Genomic DNA, 12,818 nt, shown 5'->3' with positions numbered 1-12,818 from the left:
GCTTGAGAGCTGTTTTTTCCTCCCTGTTGGACTGGCCCCCGGTTTTCCGGGGGCCTTTTTTTGGGGTGGAGCGGGTAGGGAATGCCTGCCTGTCATGCCAACCGGCCCGGGGTTAGGGTCTGTCATCCAATGGGGGACACTGCCATGTCGCTGTTCAATTTCCTGTCCGCCGCTCTGATCGTGCTGATCCTTGCCGCCTGCGCCGTTCTGGTGACCGGGCTTCAGGCCGCGCGGGCGGATGCCACCACCGTGCCGGTGCAGACCACGTTGCAAGAGGGGCGCGGAACCCGCGCCTTGTGAGGCGTTTTCCTTTGGCGTATGCGTCGCGAAACATGTCTCGCCAAAGGGTTTCCCCATGCGCCTCAGCCGCTATTTCCTGCCCGTTCTAAAGGAAACGCCGTCCGAGGCGCAGATCGTCAGCCACAGGCTGATGCTGCGGGCGGGGATGATCAAGCAATCGGCGGCGGGCATCTATTCGTGGTTGCCGCTGGGCTACAAGGTGCTCAAGCGCATCGAGCAGATCGTGCATGAAGAACAGATCCGTGCGGGGCATATCCCGATGCTCATGCCGACGCTGCAACCGGCGGATTTGTGGAAGGAATCAGGCCGTTACGACGCTTACGGCCCCGAGATGCTGCGCATTCGCGACCGGCATGACCGCGACATGTTGTATGGCCCGACCAACGAGGAGATGATCACGGACATCTTCCGCAGCCATGTGGGCAGCTACAAGGATCTGCCGCTGACGCTCTATCACATCCAGTGGAAGTTCCGCGACGAGGTGCGGCCGCGGTTTGGCGTCATGCGGGGGCGCGAGTTCCTGATGAAGGACGGCTACAACTTTGATTTGACGAAGGAAGCCGCCCTTCACGCCTACAACCGCCATCTGGTCAGCTACCTGCGGACCTATGAGCGGATGGGGCTGCAGGCGATCCCGATGCGGGCGGACAGCGGGCCCATCGGCGGCGACGACACGCATGAATTCCTCGTGCTGGCGGAGACGGGCGAGTCGGAGGTGTTCTACGACAGCCAGATTACCGATCTGCGCTTTGGCGACCGGGCGATCGACTACGATTCGGTCGAGGAATGTCAGGCGGTGCTGGAGGAGTTTACCTCGCGCTACGCGCGCACCGACGAGACCCATGACGCCGAGGTTTTCGCGCAGATTCCCGTGGAGCGCCAAAGGGTTGCGCGGGGGATCGAGGTGGGGCAGATCTTCTATTTCGGGACCAAGTATTCCGATGCGATGGGGGCCTTGGTCGATGACGGTCAGGGCGGGCGCGTGCCGGTGCACATGGGGTCCCACGGGATCGGCGTGAGCCGGTTGGTGGGGGCGATCATCGAGGCGAGCCATGACGACAAGGGCATCATCTGGCCCGAGGGCGTGACGCCCTTCCATGTCGGCATCGTGAACCTGAAGCAGGGCGATGCGGCCTGCGACGGGGCTTGCGAGGATCTGTATAAAGCGTTCACTGCCAAGGGGTTGGAGCCGCTTTACGACGACCGCAGCGAGCGGGCCGGAGCGAAATTCGCCACCATGGACCTGATTGGCCTGCCCTGGCGCATCACGGTCGGGCCGCGCGGGCTTGGGGCGGGTGTGGTGGAGCTGACGAGCCGCCGCACGGGCGAGAGCGAGGAGCTGTCGCTTGAGGCAGCCGTGGCGCGGGTGGCGGAGATCTACGCCCCCCATATGTAGTGTTGGCCCCCGCCGCACAGGGCGTACACCGCGCGTACACATGCCGTACACCGCCCGTCACCGGCGGGGCGTTAGCGCTTTGTTGACCCTGCCACCCGAGACTGGCCCCATTCCACGAGACAGGGGGCGGGCATGGGCGCGCAGGACAGACCGCTGGGCGAGGCCCGGCGGCGGCATCACTTCTACATGGCGGACGCGCTCAGGCGGTTCGAATTCGAGATGCATTCGAAGATCTGGTTCGACAACCGGATCCCGCCCGACTGGCACGAGATCGCCACCCGGCGCGACAGCGCCAAGGTCCGGGTCACGGTGCGGCTGGATGCGGATGTGGTGAAATGGTTCCGCTCGATGGGGCCGGGGTATCAGCCCCGGATGAACGACGTGCTGTCGGCCTTCATGCACGCCAAGCTGGCAGGGCTGCTGCACGGCGACGACACGATCGAGCCGTTCCGGGACAGCTGGCAGTCGCGGATGGAGGTGCCGAAGTGGGGGGAGACGGAGAGGCGGAGGCAGAGGGGGGAGTGAGGGCTGCAAGTTCATACCCCTCTACGGCCTCGGCTACTTCATTAGAAGGCTGGCAACGCGACCTCTTTTTCCATTGACTAATTTCCTTTCTAAGCACTAATTTGGCTTAGTGCTTGATACAAGTAGGATTTTCTTATCAATGAACTGGATGACGAGGTCCCATGGCTGAGGCAAAAAAGATCTTTGAGGGGACGCCTGCCAGTGTGGTCTTTGAGGCTTCTCAGAGAGCCCTACGCGCATTAGATTTGGATATCACAGACGAGGACCACGCACGTCATCAAATCTTTGCAGAAAGAAAGAAGACGTTCTGGCAGGAGCGCGCAGAAGTCGATCTATGGGTTGCACAAATAGGTCAATCAAGCGAAGTGCGAGTTAAAAAGTTACCCCAGGCAATGTTGGACATTACAGGAAAAGAACTAGTAAACAGCATCCTTTCGAAGATCGAAGTTGAATTAGAGCAGATGAACTCTGCGGTCCAAGTTCCTCAGGAATATGCCGAATCTTATGATGGATCTAGTCAAACTTTAATAGCTGCTCCGACTGAAAGATTGCCGCCAGCTAGACCTCCCCTTCCAAGGCGCGAAAAAGCGGAAAAAAGTAAGTCAGGTGAAAAATTTGGTATTCTTCAGCTTGTCGGGCTAGTGATATTTGTGCACTTCTTTTTTGGATGGGAATGGCTAGGAAATGTAACATCAGGTGAAAGTAGTGATACGCGTGCGCAGAATTTAATTTCCACTCTGAACGGCTATGCGCAGGCATCGCCAAATAGTATTGATCCTGTCGATCTTGCGAGGCGATTGCCCAACTTAACGGATGTCCAACTCACAGGGCTAGAGGAAAGCCTCGCAGGAGAGCTAGTCACTGCTCGTGGATCAATCTATGATGTACAAGCGGTTAGCCCAAGCCTTGGCCTCGACCGGTTTGAGGTGGTTGTTTGGCAAGCTACATTCAATCCCGAACATCTTCCGGTGAGAGGTACGTGCATTGCGCGTAGTGCACAAGAAACGTCAATGTTTGAGCGATTGACCGTCGGACAAAATGTACGAATTACTGGAGAACTCGCTTCCATAGGCCGCGTCCTTGGTGTGCGTGTCCGAAATTGTATTATTGAATAAGGGTTATATTCATTCTATCGACCTGTGCGCCGTGCAACATATCATTTAGGCTAATTCCTTCGATAAGATCCATTGTATGGCGTACAATTTAATCTAAGGTTGCCATACCTGACGTTCCGAAGTGATCTCGCAAGTGAGCGTTGGCAATGCCGCCCGCCCACTCACGCCTGCAACGACCTCACCCCCAGCTCCCCTTCCCGGCTCGCCCGCATCGCCTGCGCCGCCGCGTGGCTGGCGGCCAGCGTCGTGAAATAGGGGATCTTGTCGGCCAGCGTGACCGCGCGCATGGAGCGGCTGTCCTCCACCGCCTGCGCGCCCTCGGTCGTGTTCAGCACCAATTGCACGCCGCCATCCTTGATGATGTCGACGATGCTGCGCCCGCCCTCGTAGGCCTTGTTCACGATGTCGGAGGGAATGCCGTGCTCCTTGAGGAAGCTGGCGGTGCCGCGGGTTGCCAGAAGCGAGAAGCCCAAAGACCGCAGGATTTCGGCCGCCTCGATCAGCAGCGGCCCCTTGTCCTCGTCCTTGATCGAGACAAAGACGGTGCCGGCCTCGGGCAGGACGGTGCCGGCACCCAGTTGCGCCTTGAGGAAGGCGCGGGGGAAGGTGCGGTCCCAGCCCATGACCTCACCGGTGGAGCGCATCTCGGGCCCGAGCAGCGTGTCGACGCCGGGGAAGCGGCCAAAGGGCATCACGGCCTCTTTCACCGAGAACCAGGGCGTACGGTAGGAGGCGAGCGTCATCGGGTCGTTGGGGATGATGGGCGTGGCGTCATCGACGGGCGTGTGGGGGGCGGCCATGGGGAAATCGGCCAGTTTCTCGCCCGCCATGAGGCGCGCGGCGATGGAGGCGATGGCCGAGTCGGTGGCCTTGGCGACGAAGGGCACGGTGCGCGAGGCGCGGGGGTTGACCTCGATCAGGTAGATCTCGTCGTCCTTGACGGCGAATTGCACGTTCATGAGACCCACGACGTTGAGGGCATGGGCCAGCGCCTCGGTCTGGGCGATGATGCGGGTCTGGATGTCGTCGCTGAGCGTGTGGGGGGGCAGCGAACAGGCGCTGTCGCCGGAATGGACGCCCGCCTCCTCGATATGCTGCATGATGCCTGCGACATGGACGGCGGTGCCGTCGCAGAGCGCGTCGACATCGACTTCGACAGCGCCAGACAGGTAGCGGTCGAGCAGCACGGGGCTGTCGCCCGAGACGACGACGGCCTCGCGGATGTAGCGGTCAAGCTGGGCGCTGTCGCGCACGATCTCCATCGCGCGGCCGCCAAGAACGTAGGAGGGGCGGATGACGAGCGGGTAGCCGAGTTTCTCGGCGGCGGCCTTGGCCTGCGCATCGGTGGTGGCGATGGCGTTTTCGGGCTGTTTCAGGCCGAGGCGGATCACCAGTTGCTGGAACCGCTCGCGGTCTTCGGCCAGGTCGATGGCGTCGGGCGTGGTGCCGAGGATGGGGATGCCCGCGTCATGCAGCGCATTGGCGAGTTTCAGCGGCGTCTGGCCGCCGAACTGGACGATGACGCCGTGCAGCGTGCCGCGGGACTGTTCGACGCGCATGATTTCCATGACATGCTCGAAGGTGAGCGGTTCGAAATAGAGCCGGTCCGAGGTGTCGTAGTCTGTCGACACGGTCTCGGGGTTGCAGTTGATCATGATGGTCTCGTAGCCCACATCGCTGAGCGCGTAGCAGGCGTGGACGCAGCAATAGTCGAACTCGATCCCCTGCCCGATGCGGTTGGGGCCGCCGCCCAAGATCACGACCTTCTTGCGGTCGGAGGGGCGGGCCTCGCATTCCGGCTCGCCCATGGTGGGGTGTTCGTAGGTGGAATACATGTAGGGGGTCTGCGCCTCGAATTCGGCGGCGCAGGTGTCGATGCGCTTGAACTGGGCGTGGATGCCGAGGTTGAGGCGGGCGCGGCGGATGTTGGCCTCGTCGCGCCCGGTGAGTTTCGCCAACCGCGCGTCGGTGAAGCCCATCATCTTGAGCGCTCGCAAGGCTTCCTCGGCCATGGGCAGGCCGTCGCGCTTGATGCGGGCCTCGGTATCGATGATCTCGCGGATGCGGGCGAGGAACCAGGGGTCGAATTTCGTGACATGGTGGATGGTGTCATCCGACAGGCCGTGGCGCATGGCCTGCGCGATGATGCGGATGCGGTCGGGGGTCTGACGGGCGAGCGCCTTGATGATGGAGGCCTCGTCGGGCGCGCCCGGAATGGCGATCTCGTCAAAGCCGGTCAGGCCGGTCTCAAGCGAAGCCAGCGCCTTTTGCATCGACTCGTGGAAGGTGCGGCCGATGGCCATGGCCTCGCCCACGGATTTCATCGCCGTGGTCAGCGTCGGTTCCGAGCCGGGGAATTTCTCGAAGGCGAAGCGCGGGATCTTGGTCACGACATAGTCGATGGTCGGCTCGAAACTGGCGGGCGTGACCTTGGTGATGTCGTTGTCCAACTCATCCAGCGTGTAGCCCACGGCGAGTTTCGCGGCGATTTTCGCAATCGGGAACCCAGTGGCTTTGGAGGCCAAGGCGGAGGAGCGGCTGACGCGCGGGTTCATCTCGATCACGACCATGCGGCCGTCTTCGGGGTTCACCGCCCATTGCACGTTGGACCCGCCGGTTTCCACGCCGATCTCGCGCAGCACGGCGATGGAGCCGTTGCGCATGATCTGGTATTCCTTGTCGGTCAACGTGAGGGCGGGCGCGACGGTGATCGAGTCGCCGGTGTGCACGCCCATCGGATCGACGTTTTCGATGGAGCACACGATGATGGCGTTGTCGGCCTTGTCGCGGACAACCTCCATCTCGAATTCCTTCCAGCCCAGAAGGCTTTCATCAACGAGGATTTGCGCGACAGGCGAGGCTTCCATGCCGGTGCGGCAATAGTATTCGTATTCCTCGCGGTTGTAGGCGACGCCCCCGCCCGTGCCGCCCAAGGTAAAGGCGGGGCGGATGATCGCGGGCAGGCCCACATATTCGATGGCGTCGATGGCCTGCTGGAGACCCGCCTTGATGTCGTATTTGCCGTTTGGCAGCTTGGGGGCCGTGACGATGGTTGCCTTGGGGTTTTCCAGCCCGATCCGGTCCATCGCCTCGCGGAAGAGCTTGCGGTCCTCAGCCATCTCGATGGCTTCGCGCTTGGCACCGATCATCTCGACCCCGAATTTCGCCAAAACGCCCATTTCTTCCAGCGCGAGGGACGTGTTCAGCCCGGTCTGCCCGCCCATCGTCGGCAAAAGCGCGTCGGGGCGTTCCTTTTCGATGATGCGGGCGACGACCTCGGGGGTGATCGGCTCGATATAGGTGGCATCGGCCAGACCGGGGTCGGTCATGATCGTGGCGGGGTTGGAGTTGACCAAGATGACCCGGTAGCCTTCCTCACGCAGGGCCTTGCAGGCTTGCGCGCCGGAATAGTCGAACTCGCAGGCCTGACCGATGACGATGGGCCCCGCACCGATGATCATGATCGAGCGGATGTCGGTTCTTTTCGGCATGGGGTCCCCCGGGACGGCTGGCGCAAATTGTCTGCGTTATAGACAGGGAGGGACCGGGCGCAAGGTGCGAATGGGCAAGGCGAGATGCGCCCGTAGGCGCACCCTACTCGGCCGCGCGCAGCTGGCGCTGTGCCGACGCCGGATGCAGGTAATCGCGCGTCAGCGGCACCGCATCGGCACGGTGGGCGATCTGCATCTGGAACACCGCCTGCCGGTTGTGGCGGAAGGTGTGTTCGCAGCACTTGAGATAATAGCGCCACATCCGGCAGAAGCGATCATCGTAGAGCGCGCGGGCACGGTACTCGTTGGCGGTGAAGCGGTCATGCCAGTGGCGCAGCGTTTCGGCATAGTGCAGGCGCCAGACCTCAAGATCGGTGGGGTAGAGGTTGGCGTGCTCGACGGCGGCGGCCATTTCCGACATCGACGGGCAATAGCCGCCGGGAAAGATGTATTTCGCGATCCACGGGCTGGTCGCACCGGGCGGGGCCACGCGTCCGATGGTATGGATCAGCGCGATCCCGTCAGGTTTGAGGCGGTCGCGCACCACGTCGAAATATTCGCCGTAATGGGGCGCGCCCACATGTTCGAACATGCCGATGGATACGATCCGGTCGAACTGTCCACTGACGGCGCGGTAATCCTTGAGCTCGAACCGGACGCGATCGGACAGGCCCGCGCGAGCGGCGCGCGCGGTGGCGATCTTGTGCTGTTCGGTGGACAAGGTCACGCCCAGCACGCGCACCCCGTAATCTTGCGCCAGCGTCAGCGCCATTCCGCCCCAGCCGCAGCCGATCTCGAACACCTCCATGTCGGGCGAGAGGCAGAGCTTGGCGGCGATGTGGTGCTTCTTGGCGTCTTGCGCCTGTTCCAGCGTCATGTCGGGACGGGCGAAATAGGCGCAGGAATATTGCCGGTCGGCGTCAAGGAAGAGGTCGTAGAGCGCGCCCGACAGGTCGTAGTGATGGGCGACATTGGCCCGCGCCCGGTGCGCCGGGTTGTTCTGGTCGATCCACCGCTTCGCGCGGCGCAAGCGCACACCCAGCCGCCGCCACCAGACATCGAAACGCACGATATTGCGGATGATCAGGGTGAAAAAGGCGTCCAGATCGTCATCCGCCACCTGCACCGTGCCGTCCATGTAGCCTTCGCCCAGCGCCAGTTCGGTCGACAGGACCAAGCGACGCAACAGGGCCGGGTCGGTGACGATCAGGTGCGCATCGGCCCCCTGCCCCGGCCCGTAGCGTCGCGTCGTGCCGTCGGGATATGTGAAATCAAGCGCACCGGTCACGAAAAACTGGCGCAACATGCCATCAAGAACCAAGGTCCACATCGCGGTGTCTCCCTCGCGTTGGTGGCCTGTGTGATACCTGCTGGGATGAGTATAACGCCTTTGGGCTGCCCGAAAAACCCCAAGCCCCGGAGGTCGGCGGAAACTTGATCTGTGTCAATTCAAGTTGACAGTTTTCATGATCTGTTTGGCTGACATCATGTGGGAGCGTGGCCAATGCGAATCTGTCTCATTCACCCGAATTACCATTCCGGCGGGGCCGAGATCGCAGGAAATTGGCCTCCCGCCTGGGTCGCCTATATCGCGGGGGCGCTGAAAAAGGCCGGGTATACGGATGTGCAGTTCATCGACGCGATGACCGACCACATCGGCCCGGACGAGCTGCGGGTGAAGCTGGCCGAGATGCAGCCCGACGTGGTGGGCACCACCGCGATCACGCCCTCGATCTACGTGGCGGAGGAGACGCTCCAGATCGCCAAGGAAGTCGTGCCGAAGGCGTTGCGCATCCTGGGCGGCATTCACGCAACCTTCATGTACAAGCAGGTCCTGTCCGAGGCGCCGCAGGTCGATGTGATCGTGCGGGGCGAGGGCGAGGAGATCATCGTCGAGCTGATCCGCGCCTATGACGACGGGCGCTGGCCGTCCGACCGCGACAAGATCAAGGGTCTTGCCTACCGCGACGGCGACGAGATCGTGGCCACCCCTGCGGCCGCGACCGTGAAGGATCTGGATGGCATCACGCCCGACTGGTCTTTGCTGAAATGGGACCAGTACATCTATGTGCCGCTGGGCGTGAAGGTGGCGATCCCGAACATGGCGCGCGGCTGCCCCTTCACCTGTTCGTTCTGTTCGCAGTGGAAATTCTGGCGCGACTACCGCGTGCGCGATCCCATCAAGGTGGTCGACGAGATCGAGAATTTGGTGAACGAGCATGGCGTGGGGTTCTTCATTCTTGCCGATGAGGAACCGACGATCAACCGGCGCAAGTTCATCCAGTTTTGCGAGGAATTGATCAAGCGCGACCTGCCCCGCCGTGTGCAATGGGGGATCAACACCCGCGTGACCGACATCATGCGCGACAAGGAGCTGCTGCCGCTCTATCGCCGGGCTGGGCTGGTCCATGTGTCGTTGGGGACAGAGGCCGCGGCGCAGCTGAAACTCGACCAGTTCAACAAGGAAACACGCGTCGAGGAGAACAAGGAGGCGATCCGCCTGCTGCGCGAGGCCGACATCTTCACCGAGGCGCAGTTCATCGTGGGGTTGGACAACGAGACGCCCGAGACGCTGGAAGAAACCTACCGCATGGCGTGGGATTGGCAGCCGGATCTGGCGAATTGGGCGATGTATACGCCCTGGCCCTTTACGCCGCTGTTCCAAGAGTTGGGCGACAAGGTCGAGATTTTTGACTTCTCGAAATACAATTTCGTCACGCCCATCATGAAGCCCGAGGCGATGGACCGCGACGAATTGCTGGACCGGGTGATGAACAATTACCGCCGCTTCTATTCGAAAAAGGCGCTGTTCCACTACCCTTGGCGCGGCACGGGCTATCGGCGGAAATACCTGCTGGGATGCCTCAAGGCCTTCATGAAGGCGGGGTTTGCGCGCAAGTTCTATGATTTGGGCAAGGTCGATTACTGGGGGCCGCAGTCCAAGGGGAAACTTAACTTCAACTTCGATCGGACGCGGACGATTGCGCCCGCGCAGATGGAGGATTGGCAGTCCAAGCAGGACATCGCGGCGCAGAAGCGGGCGGCGAAACTCTCCAGAACCGGCGATTTCGTGTTGCCGAACGGGGCGCAGGTGAAAGCCGATGCAGGGGCTGTGAAGGCCTGCGGCGGCGGCACCCAGCAGATGCGGGAGGAGGCGGGCAACATCCCCGCCGAATGATCCCATGGGTGAGGCAGCGGCACGGATCGGGCCCAATGCCATCCTCCAGTTCGTGCCGGTGCTGGAGGCGGCGCGCGGGCCTGAGGAAACCGCCCATCTGCTGGCGATGGCAGGGATCATCACGCTGCCCGATCCGGCAAAGGGCCTGATCGAGGAGGGACCGGCGGCGCGCTTGCACAGGGCGGTGCGCCAAGCGCTGCCGCATGATGCCGCGCGGCTGGCGCGCGCGGCGGGTCTTGGCACGGGCGACTATATCCTCGCCCACCGCATCCCGCGACCGGCGCAGGCCGTGCTGAAGCGCCTGCCCGCAAGGCTATCCGTGCCGATCCTGTCCAAGGCTATCGCCAAACACGCCTGGACCTTTTGCGGATCGGGGGCGTTTCGGCTGGTCGCCAACTGGCCGCCGGTGTTCGAGATCGCGGACAACCCGGTGGTGCGGGGCGAGGTCTCCGACGTGCCGCTGTGTCATTGGCACGCGGCGGTCTTCGAGCGGTTGTTCACCGCGATCTGCGGCCCGCGCTGGCGGGCGGTGGAGACGCAATGCTGCGCGCAAGGGTCGATAGCTTGCCGCTTCGAGTTGCACCGCCTGCCTTGAGGCGGCGGCAAAAGGGCGTTTTCCGCCTGCCGCTCAATTCTCGATGCGTTCGGGCGTCTGGAACACCCGGTCGCGCCCGGTGGCATCGGTGATCGTCACGGTGGCCACCGGCCGGATGATCCGGTCGCCGAGGATTTCTTGCAAGACGAACCGGATCGGATTCGTGCCCGGGTCGATCTCGACCACATAGGGATAGGTCGCGGCGCAGCCGGTCAGAGTGCCGGACCATCCGGCCTCAAACCCTGAGGCGGGCGCCGGGCCACGGCAGGTGGAGCCGTCGCTCATCCGCACCGACAGAAGATCGGCGTCAAGCGTCACACGCTCGGGCGAGGCGGGACCGACGGCGCAGGCGGCCAGGGCGGTGACAATGGAGAGGGCGGCAAGGGCGCGGCGCATGGGCGGGCCTTTCGGGTCAGGGGTCAGAGCGGCCAGATCAGTGGGATCGTCAGGCAGACGACCACGCCGAGGCTGAGGTTGAGGGGAATACCGATCCGCATGAAATCGGTAAAGCGGTAGCCGCCCGGGCCATAGACCAGCATGTTGGTCTGGTAACCGATGGGCGTGGCGAAACAGGCCGAGGCCGCGATCATCACCGCCACGACCAGCGGACGCGGATCGACGCCGGTGGCCTGCGCCAAGGCGATGGCGATGGGGGCCATGATGACGGCGATGGCGTTGTTGGACACCAGTTCGGTCAGGATGGTGGTGATGTAATAGACCGCCCAGACCAGCACCCACGGCGGCATCTGCGACAGATAGGGGGCGACCGGATCGACGATCAGGGTGATCGCACCGGTGTGATCGAGCGCCGCGCCCACTGCCAGCATGGCGAAAATGAGCGCCAAGAGCCGCCCGTCGACAAAGGAAAACCCCTCATCGGCATCGATGCATCCGGTCAGCAGCACGACGGCGACCGCGATCACGGCCAGCACGAGGATGGGGGCGACGTCCAGCGCGGCCAGCGCCACGATCCCTACCATCGCGCCGATGGCGATCGGGGCCTTGGAGCGCCTGTAGGCGCGTTCCGAGGGCTGGCTGACATCGCCCAGATCCATGTCGGCGGCCAGCCGCTGGATGTCGGCGGGATCGCCTTCCAGCAGCAGCGTGTCGCCCACCCGGATCGACAGGTTGTCGAGCTGGGTGCCGATGTTCTGGTTTCTGCGGTGCACGGCCAGCGGGTAGACCCCGTAGCGGCGGCGCAGGCGCAGATCGCCCAAGGTGCGGCCCACAAGGCGCGCGCCGGGTGTGATCAGCACCTCGACGGTGGTGGTGCGAACAGATGACAGCTTGTCGACGGTCTTGAGGTCTTTCGACGCCTGCAAGCCCAGAACCTCGGACATGTCGGTGCGCAAAATGACACGGTCGCCCGCCTGCAGCAGCACGCCAGACATGTCGCGGCGCAGCGAGGCGTCGCCGCGCAGCACGTCGATCAGCCGCACGCCGTCGCGGCGGAACTGGTCGACCTCGTTGACGTTCTGTCCGATCAGGGCGCTCTCCTCGGGGATGGCCAGTTCGGTAAAGAACTTGGCCTTGGCCCGCCCCGCCCCCAGCAGCGCGGCCATGGAGCTGCGGTCGGGCAAAAGATGGCGCCCGATGAGCGTCAGGTAGAGCATCCCCCAACCGACGACGACAAGGCCGATGGGCGTAATCTCGAAAATGGTAAAGGGCTCCAGCCCCTGCGCGCGGGCGACACCGTCGACCAGCAGGTTGGTGGAGGTGCCGATCAGGGTCAGCGTGCCGCCCATGATCGCGGCATAGCTGAGCGGGATCAATAGCTTGGAGGTCGAGGTGCCGAGAATGCGCGAGATCGACACGAAGACCGGGATCATGATGACCACGATGGGCGTGTTGTTCATGAAGGCCGAGGCAATAGCGACGACGCCCAGCAGGGTCGTGACCGCCAGCGTGGGGTTCGAAACCGCCTTGGCCTCCGCGAATTTGGTCAGCCGGTCGAGGCTGCCGGTCCGCACCAGCGCGCCCATGACGATGAACAGCGCGGCGATGGTCCAGGGCGCGGGGTTGGCCAGCACCTCGGTCGCGCGCCCGGCGGGCAAAAGGCCAAGAACAAGCAGCGCCGCAACGCCGCCGATGGCCACCACCTCGGTCGGCCAGCGTTCGCGCAGGAACAGCACGAACATGACGACCAAGATGGCGAGCGTCAGCAGGCCCGCGCCTGTTTCCGGGATGGGCAGGTCGATCATGTCAGTCCCTTGGCGCG

The 12,818-nt window shown here is 63.1% G+C and carries 10 protein-coding genes; 6 read left to right on the top strand and 4 right to left on the bottom strand.

The window, feature by feature from the left end:
* Positions 1-129: 129 nt before the first annotated feature.
* From C7455_RS20110 to C7455_RS19875, 4 genes are all read left to right on the top strand, one after another.
* A complete protein-coding gene (locus C7455_RS20110; protein WP_170119029.1) occupies positions 130-300 on the top strand; it encodes a hypothetical protein in 171 nt (56 codons plus the stop codon).
* A 55-nt stretch (positions 301-355) separates the two neighbouring features.
* Positions 356-1,696: a proline--tRNA ligase gene (gene proS, locus C7455_RS07845; RefSeq protein WP_109667141.1), complete on the top strand. Its 1,341-nt coding sequence runs from the start codon at positions 356-358 to the stop codon at positions 1,694-1,696.
* A 132-nt stretch (positions 1,697-1,828) separates the two neighbouring features.
* Positions 1,829-2,221 carry a BrnA antitoxin family protein gene (locus C7455_RS07840; RefSeq protein WP_211315465.1) on the top strand — a complete coding sequence of 131 codons (393 nt, stop codon included), beginning with the start codon at positions 1,829-1,831 and terminating at the stop codon, positions 2,219-2,221.
* A 161-nt stretch (positions 2,222-2,382) separates the two neighbouring features.
* The gene (locus C7455_RS19875) at positions 2,383-3,336 is read left to right on the top strand and encodes a hypothetical protein (RefSeq protein ID WP_146199954.1); all 954 of its coding nucleotides are present in this window, start codon (positions 2,383-2,385) and stop codon (positions 3,334-3,336) included.
* Positions 3,337-3,497: 161 nt separating this feature from the next.
* Here the strand turns inward: C7455_RS19875 and carB are convergent, their stop codons facing one another.
* Positions 3,498-6,827 carry a carbamoyl-phosphate synthase large subunit gene (gene carB / locus C7455_RS07835; protein WP_109667139.1) on the bottom strand — a complete coding sequence of 1,110 codons (3,330 nt, stop codon included), beginning with the start codon at positions 6,825-6,827 and terminating at the stop codon, positions 3,498-3,500.
* A gap of 103 nt (positions 6,828-6,930) precedes the next feature.
* Positions 6,931-8,157: an SAM-dependent methyltransferase gene (locus tag C7455_RS07830; protein WP_109667137.1), complete on the bottom strand. Its 1,227-nt coding sequence runs from the start codon at positions 8,155-8,157 to the stop codon at positions 6,931-6,933.
* A 174-nt stretch (positions 8,158-8,331) separates the two neighbouring features.
* On the opposite strand from C7455_RS07830, the gene bchE reads away from it, so the two are divergent.
* A complete protein-coding gene (gene bchE, locus C7455_RS07825) occupies positions 8,332-10,005 on the top strand; it encodes a magnesium-protoporphyrin IX monomethyl ester anaerobic oxidative cyclase (protein ID WP_109667135.1) in 1,674 nt (557 codons plus the stop codon).
* 4 nt (positions 10,006-10,009) lie between these two features.
* A complete protein-coding gene (gene bchJ / locus C7455_RS07820; protein ID WP_109667133.1) occupies positions 10,010-10,600 on the top strand; it encodes a bacteriochlorophyll 4-vinyl reductase in 591 nt (196 codons plus the stop codon).
* Positions 10,601-10,633: 33 nt separating this feature from the next.
* On the opposite strand, the gene C7455_RS07815 is transcribed toward bchJ, so the two are convergent.
* Both C7455_RS07815 and C7455_RS07810 read right to left on the bottom strand, forming a co-directional pair.
* Positions 10,634-10,996 (bottom strand): hypothetical protein, encoded by a 363-nt coding sequence (locus tag C7455_RS07815; RefSeq protein ID WP_109667131.1) that lies wholly within the window; start codon positions 10,994-10,996, stop codon positions 10,634-10,636.
* Between the two features lie 23 nt (positions 10,997-11,019).
* The gene (locus C7455_RS07810) at positions 11,020-12,801 is read right to left on the bottom strand and encodes an SLC13 family permease (protein ID WP_109667129.1); all 1,782 of its coding nucleotides are present in this window, start codon (positions 12,799-12,801) and stop codon (positions 11,020-11,022) included.
* Between the last annotated feature and the right edge of the window lie 17 nt (positions 12,802-12,818).

The sequence above is a fragment of the Roseicyclus mahoneyensis genome (genome assembly GCF_003148775.1).
GTDB classification, from domain to species: Bacteria; Pseudomonadota; Alphaproteobacteria; order Rhodobacterales; family Rhodobacteraceae; genus Roseicyclus; species Roseicyclus mahoneyensis.
Note: the sequence above shows the minus strand (reverse complement) of the source record. Positions and strands in the feature narration are given on the sequence as shown.